The sequence below is a fragment of the Roseburia lenta genome, assembly GCF_014287435.1.
Lineage (GTDB): Bacteria > Bacillota > Clostridia > Lachnospirales > Lachnospiraceae > Pararoseburia > Pararoseburia lenta.
Genome location: NZ_JACOPG010000003.1, coordinates 266,990 through 289,692 on the forward strand (window position 1 = coordinate 266,990; position 22,703 = coordinate 289,692).

At 39.7% G+C, this 22,703-nt stretch carries 18 protein-coding genes and 1 pseudogene; all 19 read left to right on the forward strand.

The genetic code is table 11. From position 1 onward, the window contains the following. The first annotated feature begins 12 nt into the window (after positions 1 to 12). The 19 genes and pseudogenes from H8R94_RS08690 (at position 13) to H8R94_RS08780 (ending at position 22,691) form a co-directional block, all read left to right on the forward strand. Positions 13 to 1,419 carry a lipopolysaccharide biosynthesis protein gene (locus H8R94_RS08690; protein WP_186854423.1) on the forward strand — a complete coding sequence of 469 codons (1,407 nt, stop codon included), beginning with the start codon at positions 13 to 15 and terminating at the stop codon, positions 1,417 to 1,419. A 1-nt stretch (position 1,420) separates the two neighbouring features. Then, on the forward strand, positions 1,421 to 2,536 hold the full coding sequence (locus H8R94_RS08695) for a polysialyltransferase family glycosyltransferase (protein ID WP_186854424.1): 1,116 nt from the start codon (positions 1,421 to 1,423) through the stop codon (positions 2,534 to 2,536). A 17-nt stretch (positions 2,537 to 2,553) separates the two neighbouring features. Continuing rightward, on the forward strand, positions 2,554 to 3,288 hold the full coding sequence (locus H8R94_RS08700; protein ID WP_186854425.1) for a 3-deoxy-manno-octulosonate cytidylyltransferase: 735 nt from the start codon (positions 2,554 to 2,556) through the stop codon (positions 3,286 to 3,288). Further along, on the forward strand, positions 3,278 to 4,834 hold the full coding sequence (locus H8R94_RS08705; RefSeq protein WP_243238490.1) for an aldolase catalytic domain-containing protein: 1,557 nt from the start codon (positions 3,278 to 3,280) through the stop codon (positions 4,832 to 4,834). The genes H8R94_RS08700 and H8R94_RS08705 overlap by 11 nt, the downstream gene beginning before the upstream one ends. Next, on the forward strand, positions 4,827 to 5,348 hold the full coding sequence (locus H8R94_RS08710) for a KdsC family phosphatase (protein ID WP_186854426.1): 522 nt from the start codon (positions 4,827 to 4,829) through the stop codon (positions 5,346 to 5,348). The genes H8R94_RS08705 and H8R94_RS08710 overlap by 8 nt, the downstream gene beginning before the upstream one ends. Before the next feature lie 67 nt (positions 5,349 to 5,415). Next, positions 5,416 to 7,464 (forward strand): hypothetical protein, encoded by a 2,049-nt coding sequence (locus H8R94_RS08715; protein WP_186854427.1) that lies wholly within the window; start codon positions 5,416 to 5,418, stop codon positions 7,462 to 7,464. 54 nt (positions 7,465 to 7,518) lie between these two features. Beyond that, positions 7,519 to 9,087, forward strand: coding sequence for a hypothetical protein (locus H8R94_RS08720; protein ID WP_186854428.1), 1,569 nt, complete (start codon positions 7,519 to 7,521; stop codon positions 9,085 to 9,087). A gap of 89 nt (positions 9,088 to 9,176) precedes the next feature. After that, positions 9,177 to 10,949 carry a glycosyltransferase family protein gene (locus tag H8R94_RS08725; protein WP_186854429.1) on the forward strand — a complete coding sequence of 591 codons (1,773 nt, stop codon included), beginning with the start codon at positions 9,177 to 9,179 and terminating at the stop codon, positions 10,947 to 10,949. Positions 10,950 to 10,971: 22 nt separating this feature from the next. Beyond that, positions 10,972 to 11,667, forward strand: coding sequence for a histidine phosphatase family protein (locus H8R94_RS08730; RefSeq protein WP_186854430.1), 696 nt, complete (start codon positions 10,972 to 10,974; stop codon positions 11,665 to 11,667). 44 nt (positions 11,668 to 11,711) lie between these two features. Then, positions 11,712 to 15,254 carry a YobI family P-loop NTPase gene (locus H8R94_RS08735; RefSeq protein WP_186854431.1) on the forward strand — a complete coding sequence of 1,181 codons (3,543 nt, stop codon included), beginning with the start codon at positions 11,712 to 11,714 and terminating at the stop codon, positions 15,252 to 15,254. 22 nt (positions 15,255 to 15,276) lie between these two features. Beyond that, positions 15,277 to 15,384: pseudogene (locus H8R94_RS12450) on the forward strand (AAA family ATPase); the annotation flags it as partial. An 89-nt stretch (positions 15,385 to 15,473) separates the two neighbouring features. After that, a complete protein-coding gene (locus H8R94_RS08745; RefSeq protein ID WP_186854432.1) occupies positions 15,474 to 17,225 on the forward strand; it encodes a DUF2142 domain-containing protein in 1,752 nt (583 codons plus the stop codon). Positions 17,226 to 17,263: 38 nt separating this feature from the next. Continuing rightward, complete coding sequence (locus H8R94_RS08750; RefSeq protein WP_186854433.1) at positions 17,264 to 17,962, forward strand: glycosyltransferase family 2 protein; 699 nt, start codon at positions 17,264 to 17,266, stop codon at positions 17,960 to 17,962. Further along, a complete protein-coding gene (locus H8R94_RS08755) occupies positions 17,962 to 18,309 on the forward strand; it encodes a DUF2304 domain-containing protein (RefSeq protein ID WP_186854434.1) in 348 nt (115 codons plus the stop codon). The genes H8R94_RS08750 and H8R94_RS08755 overlap by 1 nt, the downstream gene beginning before the upstream one ends. Further along, on the forward strand, positions 18,309 to 19,094 hold the full coding sequence (locus H8R94_RS08760; RefSeq protein ID WP_186854435.1) for a glycosyltransferase family 2 protein: 786 nt from the start codon (positions 18,309 to 18,311) through the stop codon (positions 19,092 to 19,094). The genes H8R94_RS08755 and H8R94_RS08760 overlap by 1 nt, the downstream gene beginning before the upstream one ends. Then, complete coding sequence (locus tag H8R94_RS08765; protein ID WP_186854436.1) at positions 19,084 to 20,073, forward strand: glycosyltransferase family 2 protein; 990 nt, start codon at positions 19,084 to 19,086, stop codon at positions 20,071 to 20,073. Before H8R94_RS08760 ends, H8R94_RS08765 begins: the two co-directional genes overlap by 11 nt. 7 nt (positions 20,074 to 20,080) lie before the next feature. Further along, a complete protein-coding gene (locus tag H8R94_RS08770) occupies positions 20,081 to 21,184 on the forward strand; it encodes a glycosyltransferase family A protein (protein WP_118281592.1) in 1,104 nt (367 codons plus the stop codon). Between the two features lies 1 nt (position 21,185). Next, positions 21,186 to 21,761 carry an acyltransferase gene (locus tag H8R94_RS12295; RefSeq protein ID WP_147403375.1) on the forward strand — a complete coding sequence of 192 codons (576 nt, stop codon included), beginning with the start codon at positions 21,186 to 21,188 and terminating at the stop codon, positions 21,759 to 21,761. Beyond that, complete coding sequence (locus H8R94_RS08780) at positions 21,762 to 22,691, forward strand: glycosyltransferase (RefSeq protein ID WP_186854437.1); 930 nt, start codon at positions 21,762 to 21,764, stop codon at positions 22,689 to 22,691. It begins immediately after the preceding gene. Positions 22,692 to 22,703: the final 12 nt, after the last annotated feature.

Below are 22,703 nucleotides of genomic sequence, written 5' to 3' on the forward strand. Positions count from 1 at the left end.
AAGGTTTAGATATTGAGAGAAAAAAAGATCAATCCATTCGTAAAGGCATCTGTGGTGTATTTTATAGCGACTGTTATTGGTCAAGGCATGACATTTCTGGGGATTATTGTTTTTACTCGCTTGATGAGTCAGGCTGATTACGGGAATTACAGTACCTATTATGCATATGTTTCAATTTTTACGGTGCTGATAGGAGCAAACCTTTTCTATGCCTTAAATAATGCGTATATAGATAAAAAGAATGAAATTAAGGAATTTCGAAAATCGGTATTGATTTTATCTACCATTATTATGGTTATTATGTTGCTGATCGCCTTGATAGTTGGCTGTGCAGTAACGCACCAATTCTCAAGTTTTACGGTCATCATGGGGGCGTTGCATTCTTATGGTTTTTTCCTGATTAATTATCGGATGTATTCTGCCAATATGGAAAACGACTATAAGACTAAAAAATGGCTTTTGGCATTACCGTATGCATTGCAATTTTTAGTAGCCTTAATTTTTGTTTTAGTGTTTCCTGATATGTCATATGAAGCAAGGATTATTGGAAGTGTGTTGGGCGTTGGAGTAATAGCAGCCATAGCATATATCGAAATCATGAAGTGTGAAGGCAAACTTATAGTCCTAGATTATTGGAAGTATGCTTTAGGAATTGCATTGCCCACAATTATCATGTCAATATCATATATGTTGATGCAACAATGTGATAAGGTAATGATTACCAATCTTTGTGGTGCAGAGGAAACGGCGGTTTATTCGGTTATTTACTATTTGGGGTACGCTTTGATGGCTGTTGACCAAGCGGTAGCACCAGTGCGTCAGGCATGGATATTTAGAAAATTAGACAAGAACGATACATCTGAGACGTACATTTTGCAAAAATGGTATTTGGTCATAATTGCTATTCTGGCAAGTGTCTTGATTTTGGCAGGACCAGAAATAGTAAGAATCATTGCCCCGAGAGACTATTGGAAATATGAATATATTGTTCCGTTTGTATTAAGCGCCTGTATGATGGTGCTGTATCGATTTTACACAGAAATATTGTTATTTTATAAAAAAAATCTATGGTTGTCAGCAAGTGTGTTGGGTGGGGCGATCATTAATATTATATTAAATGTACTGTTAATCCCGCGATTTGGTGCAGTGGCGGCATGTTATACAACCGTTGTTGCATATGGAGTGATTTTTGCTATAACGAAAATGATTGCAAATATGCAGGCAAAAAGATTGTATGCGAACAGATTTTTTGCTAGTTTTATAGCGTACTTGATTGTTATTGCAACGATTTATTCATTGTTGGTAAATCATATACTGGGACGTTATGTTGTTTTAATCGTATTATTTGTTATGTTCGTAATATATATGTTGCGCTACAAAAGAGAGTGGAAAAGTTTTTTGGGCAATAGAGAGGCATAAAATGAGTAAGGGCTTGGCGGTAATATATGACCCGCATAATTTATATCAATTTGTGTGGTATTATTGTAATCATGGAAAACAGAAAAAGTGGGATGCATTAAGTTTACCCAATGGAGGAAGAGGGGAATATATGCATTCATTCTGTGAAGACACTGGAATCTTTGAACATGTTTATCGGAGCGATAATGATTTTTCGGTCATGGAAGCAAAGAAAAAATGTGTAATCGTTGCTCAGATGTTTGTGAATTGTATATTGGGAAAACAAAAGGATTTTTGTAAAAAAATGCTAAACCAATACGTGGATTTGTCGGAATATGATGAAATTGTTGTCATTGCAGATGTGGGCATCATATCTGGGGCGTGTGTTGTACTGGGCGAGGAGAAGGAAGTCGTTATATTGGAAGATGGTATAAATGACTATAGCATCCGTCCTAGATGGATACCTAAAACAAAATTATTTTCGACATATATGTGGCAGGGCTTCATTTTGGCTAGGATGGGATATTGTAGTCCGGGATGGTTTGCTTTTGATGCAGATAGGTTCTGCATTAAATATTGCAGCCAGCCTGATAAAATGAAATATAGAAAATATAAAGAAATGCGGCAATTATATGCAGAACAGGGAACAGATTGGAAACTGTTTCAAGAAATCTTAAGAAGGATGTATCCGGCGCTTGAAAATTATGATTTAGATGCGGCTGATGCTGTGTTATTTACCCGACCATTAGAAGATTATGTGCCGGAGACGGACAAATATCAAAAAAAATTAGAGGATTATATTAACAAGAAATATAGCAATATTATCTTAAAGAAGCATCCACGCGAGTGCGGCAAATATGAATTCTCAGAAAAGATCAATGTGCAGGAAATTGATAATGCAATCCCGGCGGAGGCATTATTATCGTATTTGAAGGGGAAAGATATTTTAATGGTAACGCCAAGTGCGATTATCATGTATATGAAAGCGTATAATTTGAAATGCAAGATTATTACGTTTGCAGGGTTATATGAGGACAGTTTGAGTAGCAATTCAAATTATAAACCACTTACTGATAACGAAGTAGTGGAATTTGGAGAGACGTTTGCACAAAATTTCTATGAGGTCATTAATTTATAGAGGTAAGGAGGATAAATATGAAAGTATTAGGAGTAATCCCGGCTCGATATGCATCAGGAAGAATGCCGGGGAAACCATTGGCTGATATTTGCGGAAAACCAATGATTTGGTGGGTATATCAGGCTGCCATCAAGAGTAAGGATCTTTACGACGTTGTTGTTGCTACAGATGACGAGAGGATATATAAAGAATGCGAAAAGTGGCATATCAATGTAGTTATGACGAGAAATGATCATGATACACCGACATCACGTTTGTATGAAGTATCAACGATGATTGATGCGGATCTATATTTGATGTTGATGGGGGATGAGCCATTGATCAATTATGAAAGTTTCTCATTAATTATTCCTGAGAAGTTAAAGGAGTATTATGTGGCGGTATTGACTAACATAATTGATAAACCATCTGAAGTCATTGATTTTAGTAACCAAAAATGTGTTACAAATGCTAAGCGAGATGTTTTAATGATCTCTCGTAGTCCAATTCCATATCCAAAGGGAACATTAGATTTTGATTATGAAAAAGTGACTGGTATACAACTTTTTTCAAAGAAAGCATTACAATTTTATGACGAAACTGCCAAATCGGTTTTGGAAATTGCAGAAGAAAATGATCTGATGCGGTTTGTAGAAAATGGAATCACAGTAAAGGCTATACAATCAACATATAAAACTGTATCAGTAGACACCCCGAAAGATTTGGAATTAGTTAGAACAATAATTAGTGAGAGAGAAGCATATGATGCATAATGATTTAAAGTTATTAGATTGTACGCTCCGGGATGGAGGATATATTAATGATTGGCACTGGGGATATCATCAGGCAAGGGCAATCATTCGTTTTTTGACAAAGGCGAAGATGGACTTCGTGGAGGTTGGCATCTTACGAAATGTGGACAATTATGATGAAGATGTTACAGTGTGCAATACTATTGAAGAATTAAATAGGCTGTTGCCTAAAAATCCGGGTAATACTGTATATACAGCCATGGCGATGCAAAGTAATTATGACATCAATAAACTGAGTGAGTATTCTGGAACGGGAATTGAAATGATTCGTGTAACGGCTCATGATTATGATATCGTAGAAGGCATGGGATTTGCACAAACGGTCAAAGATAAGGGGTATAAACTGTCAATCAATCCAATTAATATTATGGGATATACAGATGAAAAGATATTATGGATTATTGAACAGGTTAATAAAATCCAGCCTTATCAGTTTTCAATCGTTGATACGTTTGGAAGCATGAAAAGAAGAGACTTAGATAGAATAGTAAGTTTGGTCGATAATAATCTGGACAAAAATATTCGTGTAGCGCTTCATTTACATGAAAATATGGCACTTAGTTGTAGTTTGGCGCAAAAATTTGTTGATAAGCATTTGGCAAGACCGGTTGCCATTGATGGAAGTTTGATGGGGATGGGAAGAATACCGGGAAATCTGCCGATAGAACTGATTGCAGATTATTGTAATGAGTATATGGATAAGGTATATGATATTGACTTTTTACTAGATGCCATACAAGAGTATATTGCACCGATAAAAGGTAAGACAGAATGGGGCTATACACCGGCTTATTTTTTGTCAGCGAGATTTAATGTTCATCGTAATTATGCAGAATACTACTTACAAAAGGGAGACTTGACACATAGAGATATGGATCACATTCTTGCTGGCTATGATAGAAGTAAGGCTACCGCATTTGATGAAGATTATGCTGAGTTAAAATATAATGAATATAAAAATCAAGTAATTGATGATAAAGAGGATTTCCAATATTTACAGCATATTTTGAGGGAAAAAAAGATTTTGGTATTGGCACCGGGAAGTTCTATTCGCTCTGAAAAGAATTATATAAGCGATTATATTACAAAGGAACAAGTGGTAACGATAGCAGTCAACTTTGTGCCGGAAGATTTTGAAGCGGATTATATTTTCTTTAGTAATTCAAAACGTTTTTCACAGGCAGCAGATACTGCGGCAAACCTTATCATAACATCTAATATTGAAACGGATAAAAAGGCGATTAAATTAAATTATAATGCCCTTTCGAGTTCGTTTGATCAAGGATGTAATAGTATGGTTATGTTAATCAAATTGTTAAAGGATATAGGAATATCAGAAATTGCCGTAGCGGGAGCAGATGGCTATGTAGAAGGAGAACGCAATTACTACAAGACGTCTTTGAGAAGTACAGCAGAGAGATCAGGAAATTATAACGTGGCAGTGCACAATGCCATTCACCGAATTGGAATGAAAATTAATTTTATAACGAGGTCGCTTTATGAGTAAAGGAGAAAAAATCCAATTATTAGTCATAGATGTTGATGGAACGATGACTGATGCGGGGATTTATTATGATCAAAACGGAAATGAATTGAAAAAGTTCTGCACCAAGGATGCAGCTGGATTTTTTGCAGCAAAAAAATCGGGAATAGAAATAATGGTTTTGACGGGGAGAGAGTGTGCGGCAACCCAGCGGCGAATGGAGGAGTTGAAAGTTGATTATCTGTATCAGAATGTTAGAAACAAAAAGGAGTTTCTAACAGAATTTATAGAAAAACATCATCTTAACGGAGAAAATATTGGATATATAGGGGATGATTTAAATGATCTGGCGCCAATGCAATTGTGTGGATTTATTGCTTGTCCATGTAATAGTTGCCAGGAGATTAAAAATATAGCGGATTATGTTAGCCCTGTTAAAGGTGGGGAAGGTGCAGTACGAGATATAATTGAACATTTTTTAAATGAGGCTGGTATATGGGAAAAACTGATAACAGAGATATATGATGTGGGACGATAAAACTTTTATCAAAGATATGCAGGTGTATTGACAAATCGGTGCAGTGCAATCAAAAGGTCTTAAGTATATGGGAAAATGTTTAAATAGAAAGATAATAGCAAGTGGTTTCACCATAAATAATTCTGTTTGGGAGAAACAAGGAAGAAAGAATTGCCCAGAAGAAAATAGAAAAAGTCTCATTGTGTCGTTACTATATAATGTCTGCTTCCTCAGTATTATCCTCTTGTGTTTTCAGATTCGATATGAAACAAATGATGATTTGTCAATGGCAACCATTGCTAATATGGGAGAGGAACATTTAATTTATATCAATATTGTTATAGGTTATTTGTTGAAGTTTTTATGGAACATATCTGCGGTAATTCCGTGGTATCCACTTTTAGAAGTCGTGAGCATTTTTTTTGCCAATGTTTTTATCGAGTATGTATTATTACGAAACATAAATAAGAACGCCATTAAAAAAATCATAGTTCTTTTTGTTGGTGCAGGTTTTTCTTACTTTTTCTATACACAACTACAATTTACAAAAGTAGCTGGCATACTTTTGGTAGCGGGAATTTTACTGGTTGTGGATAACCTGATGAGCAATGAAATCAACATAATAGAGATTGCAGTTGCATTCATGCAATTGACTATGGGCATTATGTATAGAAGATCATGTTTTTTTATGATTATTTGGGCGATGCTACCTTTGATCTGTATATGTTTCATTTATCTGCTGACACAAAAAAATATCAAAAAAATTATTGGCGCTTGTTGTTTGGCTATAACAGCACTTTTTTTGTTTTGGGGATTAAAGCAGATAGACACTCATAGTTATTCAACTCCGGAATGGCAAGATTATACAGAATATAATTCTGTGCGAGGACAGTTGTTGGATCATGGATTTCCTGACTATGAAGAAAATCAAGAGGTATATAAGCAGTTAGGCATGCAAAAGGAGGATGTGCAATACTATAGTAACTGGAATTTTGCAGACCCGCAGATCTTCAATGTGGAATCGATAAGTAAGTTGGTTGCTTTGCAGCAGGATACCAAAGAGCAAATGGTAGACAAAAAAGATTTTGTCCGAGTACTTACTACAGGATATACCAAATATGGATGGATGCCATTGTTCCTAATTTCTTTTTTAATGCTGGTCCTTATTAAAGGAAAAGAAAAGTATTTTCTGGGAGCACAAATATTAAATTTTATTCTCATCCAGTGGTATCTTTATGCTATTTTGAATCGCTACCTGCAACAGAGGGTGGATATATCAGTTGCATTTGCAATAGTATGTGTCAATCTTTTGGTGGTTATAAAAAATTGTGAAAATTGTTCAAAAGAGAAATGTATTGGTCTTATAACAATTTGCAGTGTGCTTATTACAACTTATATCGCGAATTCGTACGAATATATTCAATATGACAATGAAGACAGTGATTATTCCGCAGGGATGATGGCAGATGATGAACATTTATATTGCAACTTGGTTAATGGATCAAAAGATGAAATCATAAACGACATATGGTATCGCTCAGGAAAAATAGCAAAGAAAAAGCATACGATGGCGATGGGAGGAACGACAACCTATATTCCGTGGGATGCGGAAGCAATGAACAATTTTTTTATTGTAAATCCGTATGAGCAATGTATAGATAATGAACAAGTGTATATTGTTGGAGAAAATATGATAGATGCAACAGTAGCATATATACAAAGGCATTATAATATGGGGGCACATGCTTGTTTGGTAAAAAAAATAGATGGACGGGCAGTTTATAAAATTAAGACAGACCAATTTGATTTAAATACCGAGAATATGGTTTATAACTCAGAAGAATTGAAAAGTAAGGAGTCATATGAGATAAACGATCAGACCTGTAAACTGATGTTAGAGGCATACTTACAAGGAGAAAAATCCTATTTGGGCGAAGGATATGCAGAGATACAATATGCTGATGGAACAAGCCGGATATATCAGATGACGCAGTACACAAACGATGAATATGATAAAAATTCAAAATATAGATACTCAAAATACCTTTTAGATGCAGACTATATAAATGGTATGACTGTAAATTATTACTATAAATATCATGATCAGGTTTATTACATCAAGACTGTAGTTCTATAAAATCGGAAATAGTACGTGTTGAATAACACGATACGGGATATTGTGAGAAATATTATGAAAAAAGAGTTAATAATAAATAAAGCAAAACAATTATACAGCAAGCCGCAGGCAAGATCATTGTTACTAAATGTGCTTGCCCTTGTTGTCGTGTTATTGATTGGGGCACCACATTATGAATATGATATGGATGTGATGATGCAGGCACAACTATTTAATATTAGTGGGGCTTGGTCTACGGGAATGATCGTATTTAGCAATATATATGTGGGGCGTTTCTTGAAGTTGCTTTGCGAGTTTATGACAGGTGTAAATTGGTATACCGTATTTCAGTATGTGCTCACATTCATGTCACTCTGGAAAATAGGGCAACTATTTTTGAAAAGAAATTTTTCACGAATTGCAAACCTGACCTTTCTGATCTTTGCTTTGTTTATAGGGTATGAATGTTATATTTGCCCAAGTTACATGAAAACGGCTGCAATATTAAGTGTGAGTGCTTTATATGTGTGCTGGGGAATACTTGTAGGAGAATTTACTCAGAAACGCTGGCTGCAGCATTTTTATATTGGGGTGGCATTATTGTTGGCAGGCTTAATCAGTTGGAAAGCCTTGTTATTAAGCGGAAGCCTGACGATCGTATATATTATTCTGTATATGCTTGTTAGAAAGGTGAAAATTGATAAAGAACTGGGCAAAGAATTATGGATGCCATTTGTCAGTGCATTGGTTCTGCTTGTCATTTTGCAGGCACTGGACTATAGGGAATATCAGAAAACGGATGATTGGGCGCAGGTAAACCAGTACAGAAGTGCTGTGGAACAGGTGGGAATGTTTAGAGCACCGACCTATCGGGCAGATCTGGGGGAAAAATTAGAATTACAGGAATATCAATATAATATACTGGTAGATGGTCATTATATTACTTCTGAATGGAGCGCCTTTGAAAAATTGGAAGAGTTGACCCAAGCGGGGCATGATCTGTCAGGAAAGAATATTTTGCGTTTTATGCGAACCGTTCCGGTGAGTTTGATTCAGGTCAGTATGTTCTATGGGATGTTCGTATTGTGGTTGTTGCTCTTTTTTTCACATATGGATAGAGAGAAGGTCATGTTGGCAGCAACCGTTATTGTCACAGGTTTAGGCTATCTCATTATGTTTATTTTAGCATCTTGCAGTACATCCATGGTTCATTTCCTGATTTTATTACCGGTGGGAATATGCGCATTGATGAATGGCAATGATATGCAGGCGACCAAGGAAGAAAGACGCAGCGCCTTGATCTATCTGGTACTGGGAACAATCGTTTTATATCAGGGTATGGGAAGCAGTATTATAACAGTAACAAATAAGGAAAATATCAACGAAGATTTGACACGGACAGTGGAAGGATTAGGACAACCGTGGCATGCTGTTTGCTTGAATGAGTATTTGAAATCCTATTCTGCTTTCTGCCGTTATGATGAAGGCTTGATCGCAGATAAGAATTTAGTTGTGATCGATGGTGCGTATACGTTGATACCGCTTTACAATATATGTACCTGCCCGGCGGGCTGGAACGTTGATCAGCCGATAGACAATGTCAATATAGGAGACGATTTCATGATATGGATGCATGTAATGTAACAGATAAGAAAATACAAAACCGAATATTGGCAAAAAACATATGTATTTTGCTTATGCTGATTCTTATTTTTGCTGGCTTTCTAAAGTGCATGGATTTTTCAAACCAATTGGAAGTCTATTATTATGGCAACAATAGTAGCAGTTATCAGGGTGAGATGGCGCAGACCTTTTGGGACACCGGGAGTGGTTACAGCGAGGAAAAATCCTCCTTTTATTCTGTATTCAAACGTTTAGCGGTGTTCCCTTACAAAAATGAAGGACAAGGATTGCAGAGCGTGCGCGTGGATTTTTCAGCCAGCGATGAAGAGATTGGCATTGCAAGGATCCAGGTGCGCAGTGGGATGTTTGCGACTTATACAATCTCTGGGGCAGATTTGGCAAGAAGTGCCCTCTGGCAGAATTGTAGCCTACAGGTAGAGGACGATCATGTCTGGATCACACCGACCTCGGGTGATCCTTATCTGGTGTTGGATCAGAATAATGCACCTGATTTTATGGCACGTTTACAATCTGACCGCTGGTGTAAAATAGGTCTGTTGGCACTATTTATTGTTAGTCTTTTCTTATTGGCAGGTCTGGAGATTTGGTTAAAGCCAGAAAAGAGTGACCGTGTCTATAAACTCTTTTCTTGGCTTAGCATTGCTATTGTTATTGCTGTTTTTGTCATGTCCTTATTTAGCATCACCTATGGACATCCGGATGAAGATGAGACGAGAGGTAGTGTTGACTACTATCTGACCCATTGGGGATTACCGGATTTTGATGATATATCTCTACAAAATGCTTATTCCAATTATGGCACAATCCGATTGGCGGAACGGAGTTTTTATTATATTTTAGCCGGGAAGTTTGGATGGATTGGTAAAAATATTTTTCATATTTCAGCCTACTATCGGATGTTTAATGTGTTGCTGCTGGTTCTTTTGGTTGCCTGGATTCTTATAAAAGGGCGCAAAGACAAATGGATGTTTGCATTCTTGTTTGCAACGCCGCAGTTATGGTATCTGTTTTCCTATGCCACGTCGGATGCCTGGGATATTTTTATCGGATTTTTTGTTGTGACAGAAGCCATTCGCGAAGACGGTCTGATCGCCGGTGTGTGGAAAGAAGGTTTTTCGTGGAGACAATTTGGCGGGATGTTTTTGTATGCCTTCCTCTGTGCGCAAACCTTAATGGGAAAGAAAAATTATCTGATCATCCTTCTGTTTGCCTTTGTGGTTTTATTGTTTAAATTGTGGGATGCGGAGAACAAGAAGCAGTTATTCTTAAAGTATATGATGATTTTGGGAATGGTCTTTGGCTTTTATGCGATACGAGCGGGAATTGACCTGTGGAGATATCCGGAGGGAAAGGGCTATTTGTATCGAGCAGAACACCTAAAACATCAGTCACAGGAAATCGTCGAAATGCAATCCTTGAAGCAGCAGGGCTACACTTATTTGCAGACTTTGACGGCAATTGATGATGGATTGTTCCCGACCATGTTTAACTCTTTCGTGGGACGCTATGGTTGGATGTCTTTGTATAGCGCAAATATCTATGTGTATATCATGTTGGTTTTATATATTGTGAATATAGTATCGACATGGAGAGCCTGCAAAGAAAGAAAACACATTGTCGCCATCGTGGTAACAATCTCTTTCTTGTGTGTAGGAACCGTATACCAGATGTGGACGCAGGACTATCAGGCACAGGGAAGATATATGTTGCCTTGTATTTTGGGAGAGGTTTATCTTTTGTCAGATAGTCAGGTTTGGGAGAAAAAGACATATACGGTTTCGCAGACATTGATCGTGGGTGCAGGTATGTTGTCTTTTGTGGTATGGGGCATTATACCATTGTGTCTGGAACTGGTACACTAAAGGGATATTTGAGGAGAATAGATTGAAAAAGAAATTCTGGATCGGACTGGTAGGAGCGGTCTGCGTGTTGGGGATTGTTGTGTCCCTCTTTGGTATGGCGCAGCGACCAAGTTATATTTATATGGTACGCCATGGGAGAACCTATGCAAACGAGCAGGGATTGCTTATGGGTGGAGACGGCAACGCTGATCTGACACCGGAGGCAGTAGAGCAGGCCAAGACAGTGGGACAGGATTTAGCGGATGTCTCCTTTGGAAAAGTCTACACCAGTACTTTGGGAAGAACCATTGATACGGCAAGTTATTTTTTAGAAGGAGCAGGGCAGGAGAGTGTAGACCGGCAACAGATGGAAGCCTTGGATGACATTTCCTGGGGAGATGCGGAAGGCTATACCAGTCAGGAGTTTATGGAGCAAAATCAATTAGATGTCTTTCCGGATGCTTTTGGTTCGGTGGACGATGCAGATTATGTGTCTCCTATCCATGCAGAGACCAAGTATCATTTTTATCAACGGTTTGATAATGGGATGCAGCAGATCATTGACGCTATCAAGCCCGGGGAGAATGTCCTTGTTGTGGCGCATTCTTCGATGCAATTTTGGCTGGAAAAGCAATTCCCGGAATTGGAAGGGCAGGAAATAACTAACTTGGGTGTGACCGTAATAAAGGTTACACACGGAAAGATGGAGTTGGTGGAGTATAATCGGGTGATGTACTGATGTTTTGAAGCGAATAATTGATGGAGATCAGAAGGAGCCTACGCATGGGGAAACAGAAGAAAAATAGCAATAACACTATCTATCTGAATCGCCCGATCCAGAACGAAGACGAGGACTGGATCGGTATATCTACATATGTGGATAAGTTGGATGCGGCGGTGGATGCAGATGCAAGAATCGTTGCCGTGACATCTGATTTTGGTACAGGGAAATCCAGTTTGATATCCCTGTATAAAAAACGTGTGGAGCATCCGCTGTGTGCCTGTTTCGGATTTGGGAAAAAGGTACTCAGTATCAATATGTGGGGGACTTATGCGCAACAGGAGGAGATCCCTGCAGATAAACAGGGAGATTGGGGACATGAAAAAGAAGTTATGCCAACAGAATTGCATAAGGCATTTATTTATCAATTGGTCAGCAGGATCAATCCGCACGATAGAAGAAAAAGTCATTATATCAGCCGTAGATTAAGCAAGGATTTTGGCATATGGGCAGTCAACGGGAAGAACGCAATGTGGTCATTTTTGGCAATGTGTTCTCTTGTTGGCTTCTTTTTATCTGGGCTTCTATATAAATTTCAAAAGTATATACAGGCATTTTGGCAGTTAAAGAATGAGACTTTCTTTATGCTGACTATTGTAGTGTTTATCGTTTCTTTAGCGTGCTTCGTATTGGCAGTTACAGATTCTGAAATTATTTTTAGTTCAACAAAATCGGAAGGAAAGCGGACGCTGGATGAGAACATTTTGATTGATCTGTTCAAGCAGGAAGTGTTGAATCATAGAGGAAGACAACATTATATTGTTGTGATCGAGGATTTGGATCGCATTGATGACAAGCAAAGTGTACTACAGTTCTTACGCGAATTGAGAAAGTACTATCTTACGGATGGTGGCAGGCACAAGATTACCTTTGTTGTGTGTATCAAACCGGAGGTCATGTTGGTAGATGGCAGAGAGGAGCAGATTCCGGAGTACAAGAAGATCTTTGATTATGTGATAAATCTCCAAAAAATTAATATAGAGAATTACGATACAATCCTAAAAGGTTTATTGTCTGAAAAGAAGGACTGGTTAGCCTCATTAGATCTGCAGGCGGAGATTGAAACCCCTGGTATGGATTGGATGATGCATGGGCGGAATATTGATATCCGGGAAATTAAGAGCCGGCTCAATGAATCCCTGACTTTGTATGAAAGTCTTCTGAATAGATTTCCAGGGCGTGCAGGTGATGAGGTGATTACATTTGAAAAATGTGCAGTTGCTACCTATTTGAGAAGAGAATATGAGAACGATTTCTATCTGCTAGAAGATAATACCTTAGATGTGTTGGTTTCACAATACGGTATGCGTGGCATGGAAGTAATGGAAGAAGAAAATCAGCCGGAACAATGGGAGCAGTTCAGCGAGCGTTTTAAATATGAAATAGAAAAACTCATAAAGAGCAAATTGGTTGATGCAAACTATCGGCTATACTTCTATAACTATCCTGCAAACAGTATATTGTTTTCACTGGCAGAGATGCGCGTATATAACAGCATTGTTTATCAGGAAGCACCCAAGAACAGCGAAGAATATGAGGAATATCTGGAGCGGACTTCTGAGAAAGTTATACAGGATGCCTATAAAAAAGTCGGTTCTCTAGGTGTTCGAATACCTTCATTTATACTGGATTATGACAAATTGTTTGTTCTTTTGTGTGAAAATGCAAAGGATAAGATCTATGAAATGATAGCATCACTACACTTTGACGAGCAGAATGAAGCACGAGCATGTGAGACGATTGAAAAATGTATCAGACCAAGAAAAGGTGATTATGACCGGGATGGCTTGATCTATGAAATATCTAACCAGTTAAATGAAAACGTTGAGGATAAGAATATATTGTGGACGATCCGCAAAAGAATGTGTCAGACGATCCCGGACAAAGTGAGATTGTACCGTTGCCTTTTCGTGGGAGATAATCCATTCTGGAGTAAGGAAGAAGTGGAGGCGATAGACGATATTTCAAATATTTTTGCGGTCACTAATTTAGATGCACTGGATCAGGATGACGAAAGCCCGGAAAGCATACATAGGAGAATCATAAAGCAGAAAGATTGGAAACCGGAATATATAGAATTTTATCAGCAGGTGATTGCGCGTCAGGGAATAGAGCAGTGGTTTGAAGCACTTGCTCAAGCATGTCAATGTTTTGGCAGCATACCCGAGCAGATGGTTGCTGTGTATAAACAGCAGATTGCATCGGGAAAATTGGAAATTGCAGATTATGTATCCTGCATGGAACAAGTGAAGGAATTGGGAAAAACGCAGTTGCTGCTTTTGCGGGATTACCTGTGGGTGAACGGACTATCCGAACGTTTATGTCAACTTTTATATGAGAATGGATTTTATTTGGAATATGTCTGCAATTATTTGCTGCAAGAGGATGCAAAAATAGATTACGAGGATCAAAATGTCTATGGCACGATACAGTGGAATGCAGAGTGGATACAGGCGCATGCCAACACTGTTTTTATGCGCATCCGAAAAGAAGTCCTGTGTGAGTCTGAACTGTTGGAAAAATATATTTTCTTATATGAAGCCCCATATGCAATGCCGGATAAGGATGAACTGGCATTAGTTGATGATATGGCAGATGCATTGAAACTGTTACAAAACCGCATCTTAACGGAAGTACAGGCAAAATATGTGTCAGAGTACTTTAATGCCAAATATAGAAATCCTGCAATCGCCTATGATATTATGCAGTTTATTGTGGGACAAACGGCAGAGATCGCACATGAAATGTTTTATCAATTGCATCTGGAGAAGGTAGCATATAAGAAAATGAGGCGGGATCGACGAAAAGCGATGAACCGGAAGTTATATGAGATCTTTGAGATGGAGGATAATGCAGAGGAAAAAGTACAGTTTTTGCATTTCACGGAAACACCGATAGAATATATTGAGAAAAATCTATGGCAGGATCTGAATCAGGATGAAAATCTAAGAAAATTATATGTGGAATATGTCAACTGCCTGCATCAGATTCCGGGTTATACTTTGAATAATATTGTGAAACTGAATACAGTTTATATTTATAGCAATGTCATTATCAGTCGGCTTTGGAATAACAGATACTATAAATTGTATGTGGTGTCGAAAACGATGCGTGAGAAACAGTTTACAATGGAGAGGGATAAACTGGAACTTCTCTGGAAGGTTTATGTTGAAATCTTTCACACAAGGGACGGTTGGTCACAAACTAAGATCTATATGCGGGAAAATCAAGAGTTTCTGCATCGTCTGGTAGAACAAAAGGAGTATGAGTTTCTGGATGAAGAGGACATTGTTATGTACGCTGATGCCAAACAAACGGTGGCACTGATGGATTATGTGACCAGTTATGATAATGCTACACAGGTGGCATATTTCCGGAAGATAAAAGGCTTTGAAGGCAAAGATGCGGCACATCATTTCTGTGAAATCGCAAGAGATAATAAGGCAATCGGTAGAGACGATGCGGTGTATAAAAATGTTAGTGGTACTTTGGTGAATCCGGGATATGAAGGATGGCTGACGAGAATCTGGAAAGGCAAGAAGTGACAGACTGCCACATCAATTGCAAATACAGAATAGTGGTAAACAACACATTGAGAATTTCGCAGAAATTCGAGAGAGTGGCTTTTATTATGTGGATAAAACGATGCTGATTGAGCAACTCTTGCAAAATTGGAGTTAACGTGGCAAAAGCCGTCTCATTGTATTATGAGACGGCTTTTGTTATAATGAGACACAGTAAGAAATCAGAAATGGAGTTTCGGAATGAAAGAGACAAAAAGAAACTACTGTGTTGCATTAGTAAGCATGGTGGTTATAGCGATACTGTGCTATCGGGCATTTTATTTTCCGGAGAATATGTTCGTCAAGCGCCGCATTGCATTATATGTAGGGTTGGTAGTTCTTGTGGTCTTGGTGCCAGTCTTGATGATCAAGATCTCAGGTCTGAACCGGTGGCTGACACATGTGATCGATCGCTTTTGTGCATTAGGACACAAGCTGCAGCAGAATAAAAAGGCGGTTCTTTTAGGTGTAGCAGGCACCTTACTGGGAGCCCTTCTTGTATATCCGATCACTTATGCCATATGTCATATGTCGGGAACTGCAATGAACAACCACCGTTATTTGATCGCGCTTGCTATATACGGCACGCTGATCCTTTGTTTTATCATGCGTCGTATTGCTTATGCACGCGCTGATCTCCTAGTCTTTCTGGCGATTATGATCATGGGGACTTGCGCTATTTTCGTGACACTGCGTATTCCGGGGACTGTACCGGACGATGAGACCCATTATCGCCGCACGACGGAGGTTATTGGCTTTTTTACCGGCAGTATTTATGAGGCAGAAGAACAGACCTTGCGTGAATATGTAGGAAATGTGCAGGGACATTTGTATTATGATGAGACATCGTCAGGAGCCTATCTGAAAAGTCTGAACGATTCTTATAAAAAGGGTGAAGTGATCCCTTACGGTGTCACCAGATTATCCTACTATCACATTGCCTATATTGTTCCGGCGTGCGGAATTATGCTGGGACGAGCTCTGGGCTTACCGTATGCATATACCTTTATGATGGGAAAATGGTTCACCTGTCTATGCTATGCGCTTTTAGTCGGGGCAGCAATGCGTCGTGTCAGAAGGGGAAAGGCAGTATTTGCGGCGGTTGGCATGATTCCATCCATGGTCTTTTTGGCGAGTGCCTATAACTACGACTATTGGATCGTTGGATGGACGTTGTTGGGATTTGCAAAATACCTTGCTTTGTATGAAAATGATGAGCCGATCACAACCAGGCAGTTAGCAGATATCATTGTTACAATCATTATAGGAATACTACCAAAGATCGTATATTTCCCATTACTTTTTCCGCTATTATTCTTGCCAAAGGAGCGTTTAAATAAGCGGCAGAAAGTTGTGATCCGTGTTTGCGCGATCATGGTGGTTTTGGGTATATGTGCAGTGCTATTGGCACCGATCGTTACGAATCCGCAGGCATATGCAGATACGCGAGGCGAGGGTGTGATCAGTACCAGCGGACAGATCAGTTATATTATGTCGGATCCGCTTCGGTATATTAAGTTACTGTTTACCTTTGGCTTAGAGTATTTTTCTGCATCTGTTCTGGGAACAAAACTGCAATTCTTCTATTATGTTGGTCAGGGACAGTACTGGGGCATACCGCTGGTAGTTATGATCATGGCGGCATTTTTGGATAGAGACGAAGATAGTCGTATGACGGTAGGAACCCGCATTGCAATCATTATTGGCGCGCTTGGAGGCTATGTGTTGGCTGCAACGGCAATGTATCTGGCATTTACAGAAGTGGGAAGTGACACTATTTTGGGAGTGCAGTCCCGATATGCCTATCCTTTATTAGTGCCATTATTGTATGCCATCGCTCCGAATAAGGTACGGCTGACAGGAAAGAAAGAAAACTGGATGATTGCTCTGGTGCTCTTGATGAGCCTGCCAATGATATGGAATCTGAATACATTAAGTGTTGCCCTTTATTAGAAAAGTATGAAATGTGGAAAAGGAGACGATCATTAAAGATGAACAACACATTACTGATCATCCCTGCCTACAATGAGGCAGAGAATATTGAACGTGTCGTGGACAATTTAATAGAAAATTATCCGCAGTTTGACTATGTGGTCATCAATGACGGCAGTCGTGATGATACGCGAAAGATCCTGTATAACAGAGGCTACAATTACCTGGATCTTCCGGTCAATACCGGACTTGCCGGAGCCTTTCGGTGTGGTGTCCGTTATGCGAATGCAAAGGGCTACGATTATGTTGTACAGTTTGACGGCGATGGTCAGCACAGACCGGAGTCAGTTGACAAGATGCTGACAAAAATGCAGGAAACAGATGCAGACATTGTCATCGGTTCGCGTTTTTGTGAGCAGAAAAAGGATCATAGTGCACGTATGATGGGAAGCCGTCTGATCACATCTTTGATCCGTATGCGCACGCATCAGACCATCACAGATCCGACATCCGGACTTCGCATGTATAATAAACGCATGATCAAATTGGTTGGATATGATGTGGCATATACACCGGAACCGGACACTTTGGCATACCTGATCGGATGTGGGGCAAAAGTAGAAGAAGTCCAGGTGGAGATGGATGAGCGCATGTTTGGTACAAGTTATCTCAATCTTTGGAATTCCATCAAATACATGGCAACAGTTGTAATGAATATTATCGTATTGCAATGGGTTCGGAAAAAGGAGGTCTTGTAATGTCAGTTGCTCTTAGAATTTTATTGCTTATTGGCGCGCTTGCAATGCTCATGTTTGTTGTGAAGTCTATCCGCAAGTCGCGTATTCAAATGAAAGATGCTCTGGTATGGATGTTGATCGCACTTTTGATCGCGATATTTGGAATTTTTCCAAGTGTTCCGATGTGGATCGCGGGCATCTTAGGTATCGACTCAGCAGCCAATATGGTATTTTTGATTTTTATTGCCATCTTACTGTTATGTATTTTTTCATTGGCGCTCCGCGTCTCTATGCTCGAGGATAAATGTACGACACTGGCTGGGGAAATTGCGATTCGAACACATCAGGAAGAGGATGAGGAAAAGTAATGGACAAACATAATTTTGTGATTTGTGCCTATAAGGAAAGTCCGTATCTAGAAGAATGTATCCGGTCTTTGAAAAACCAGACGATACAATCACCAATTAAGATGGTGACATCAACACCATGTGTATATATCAAAACATTAGCAGAGAAATATAACCTTCCCCTGTATGTGAATGAGGGCGAGGGAGGGATCGCGCAGGATTGGAATTTCGCTATGTCTCAGTGCGATGCCAAATATATAACGATCGCACATCAGGATGATATCTACGAACCGGCATATGCAGAGAAGATCATAGGTCGGTTAGATCAGGCAGAGCGTCCCTTGATCGCTTTTTCGGGATATGGCGAATTGCGAAATGGTCAGAAAATATGGGCGTCACCCTTGATCAACATAAAGAAGACCATGTTATTACCAATGCGGATCAAAGAATTTTCCGGCAGTAAGTTTATCCGGCGGCGTTGTATGTCATTGGGCAATTCTATTTGCTGTCCGGCAGTCACTTATGCGATGGATAATTTGCAAATGCCGGTATTTCAAGTGGGCTTGAAAAGCAATCTGGACTGGGAGACCTGGGAGCGCATATCGCGGGAACGCGGTGAGTTCTTATACATTCCGGAGCCGCTGATGTTGCACAGACTGCATGAAGAATCGACGACTTCGCAGTTGATCAATGAGCATAAACGTGGTGGAGAAGATCTGGAAATGTTCTTGAAGTTCTGGCCAAGTGGGATCGCGCATTTGATCAACAAGTTTTATGCGAGAGGAGAAAAGTATAATGGATCGTAAGCCGATGGCAACCATTATCATTCCTGTTTATAATGCACAGGCGTATCTGGAAAAGTGTTTAGACAGTGCCTTACAGCAGACCTATGACAATTATGAGATCATATGCGTGAATGATCAAAGCCCGGATGACAGTCAGCGTATTTTGGAAGAATACGGGAAGAAATACTCGGAAAAACTGCATTACATCTGCAATGAAGAAAATATTGGACAGGGCCAGAGCCGGATGCGTGCCATCGCTATGGCAAAGGGCGAGTATATCTTTTTCCTTGATAGTGATGATTATCTGGATCAGGATTATCTGGAAACTTTTATGCGCGAGGTGCAGGAGGAAGACTACGATGTGGTGGTTGCCGGCTTTAAACGTATTATGCCGGATAAAACGGTAGACCACGATATTATAGAGAGTGAATTTACGCGCGTGTGCTACACGGTAGCCTGTTGTAAGATGTACCGAAAAGACTTTATATTACAGCACCGGATAGATTTTACGGATCAACGTATAGGTGAGGATATATTCTTTACCTTATCTTTTTATTGTAGCAAGGCAAGGACAAAATTCATTCATTATTTTGGATATAATTATCTGTATAATCCCAAGTCTACCACGGGGGCATTGCGTTATAACAAACATTTCGAGAGAGTGGCAGCGGATATGTTTGCCCGCTTGATGAACAGATACCCTATGGAGTCGTTGGAGGAAGAACAGCGCTATCTGGTAGAGTATGCTTATGTTTCTACGATGACGGATGCACTTTTACATTATGGACGAGGGGCAAAGCCGGCATTGATGAAAGAAATGCATGCTTTTGTCTTACAGGATATGTACGAAAAATTCCCGGATATAAAGAGCAACCCATATTTTAGGATCCGGGGACTGGAAGGGCCGAGCCTGATGAACAAGATAGGTGTTGCCGTATTTATGGGAAGTATCAGGTTGCATCTGGATGGTGCATTGTGTTGGCTGGTTTCATTGATATAGGTGGAATATGGTTAGTGTAGTGATCCCTGTTTATAATGGGGCAAAGTATATAGAAAAAACGATTCGTACAATTTTAAATAGCACATACCAGAATCTTGAGATCATAGCGGTTGTTGATGGAAGCCCGGATAATAGTCTGGCAGTCTGCCAGAAACTGAGTCAGGAAGACGCCAGGGTAAAGACTTTTTATAAGGACAATGGTGGTATTCCGGATGCGCGTAATTATGGAATAGAAAGAGCCACCGGAGAATATATCTGTGTCTGCGATCAAGATGATCTTGTGCAGCCGGCGATGTATGAACATATGGTGGAACGTCTGGATGCAGAAAAGGCGGATCTGTGTTTTTGCAGTACCGGTCAGATGGTCAATGGCAGTGTAGTTCCATTTGAAAGTTTTGAGGATGCGACATTTACAGAGGATGAGATCCGAACGCAACTTTTATATCCGGTTATTTTTGAAGGCTATGATATACCGGTTGCAATGAGTAGTGTAAACCGTCATCCGAGTATTTGGAAAGCCCTGATACGGAGATCTTTTTATGAGCAGTATCACTTACGTTTTCATGCATATGTGAGTTATGAAGATGATCTCCTCATGATCGTACACCTGTTATCCGTCGCAAAAAAAGTATGTACGGTAAAGTATAGAGGATATCTTTGGTATATCAATATGGCATCGGAGTCTCATGCCAGAAAATATATTGACGATATGGGACAAAAGCAGCGAAAGTGGGTAGATGATATCTGTGCGTCTGTCGCACTGACAGATGCGTCACCGGAGATAAAAAATTACACCCGTCAGGTTACCAACTGCAAGGTGTTTGTAGATGCCATACTCAATCTGTGCAGCCCTTACCGCAGGGAAACATTTTCCGATATCCCTCAATATTATGCACAGAATATCTATTGCTATGATTTTGAGGATGCAATGCAGGTGGCAGGTTATGCGCAGAAAAAGTTTCCTATGCAGCGGTATATCCTACATTCGCTGGCAAAGCATCATACATATCGGAGTTATTTTGTCGCACGGATATTAGTTTTTGCATTGGACAAAGTGCTAAAGAGCAAAATGATGATAAAACTGGATAGTCTCCTGAAAGGAAATGGATGAGATGTCATTACTGAGTAGTGTGCGTAATGCGCTGTATAGCGCTATACAGGCAAAGAAAATAGGTCAACTGCATGGCAGGTTTTGGACGAATGGCAGGGTTTCGATCATTGGCGGCAGGCATATTACTGCCTATGGAAACTTTTTTGTGGGAGATGGCTTTCGTATAGAAGCAGTAGAACAGCATTTAGGCCATCATTACGAGCCACAGATCATCATAGGAAAGAATTTCTCGGCGGGAAATTATGTGCATATCGGAGCCATGAACCGGGTAGAGATCGGTGACGATGTTTTACTTGGTTCCAAGATCTATATTACCGATCATCAGCATGGAAGCACTTCTTATGAGGATATGTCTCTGGCACCGGAGGCGCGGGAACTGTCAAGCAAGGGACCGGTGATCATTGGCGATAAGGTGTGGATTGGAGATAATGCGGTTATCATGGATGGCGTGACGATCGGTCATAATGCCCTTGTCGCAGCAGGAGCGATCGTGACAAAAGATGTTCCGGCATATGCTATCGTGGGCGGTGTGCCGGCGCGGGTATTAAAACAAGTTGGTAAGGATGGAGAAGATTAAATGACAGAGCAAATCAAAGTTTCCTTATGTATACCGACCAATGGTATCGTAAAGTGGGTCAGACCTGTTTTGGATAGTATCTACGCCAGCCGGTGTCGGGAATCGGAATATGAAGTGATCGTTACGGATAATGGCAACGATCCGGAATTTCAGTCCATGATGGAACAATATGCGGCAAGATATCAGAATCTGATCTATAAAAAAACAGATGCAGTTCAGTTTTTGAACCAGATCGAGGCATTCAAATTAGCGCGTGGCAACATGATCAAATTTATCAATCACAGGTATGCGTTAAAAGAAGGTGCTTTGCAATATCTTATTGATTTCTCAGAGAAATATACAGACAAATGTCCGGGCATTTATTTTTTAAATCAGGCGGAAAAACGAAAAGAGACGCAGGCGGTTTATGAAAATTTTGACGCGTATGTGGGGGCATTATCGCATTGGTCCTCCTGGTCGGCGGGTACGACGATCTGGAAAAAAGACTTAGAGGAATTGGACTTTACACAGACATTCAATAAGATGTTTCCGCATACAGATGTGATCTTTTCGGCAAGAAAGAAAGATATGTATATTATTGATAATACAGCACTGCTTACGGATCTGGAGCCGAACGCGTCACAAAAAGGAAAGTACGATCTGTTTGATACTTTTGCAGTAGAGTATGTCAAGATCATTGAAAGATTATATAAGGATGGCGATATTACACTGGAGACTTTTGAAAAGGTCAAAAAAGAAAATCTGGATCTGGTGATGTCATTCTATGTTTCGTTTGTTATGATAAAACGACCATGTTCTTATGATCTTAGTAATTTTAGTGATTCTATTGTTGTTTATTATAAAAAGGGTGCAGCATTTTGGAGTGCTGTGCGCTATATTGTAAAAGAATGTTTCAAAGCCGCGGGACGGATATTGCATATCATCAAGTGAGCAGGCTTTAGG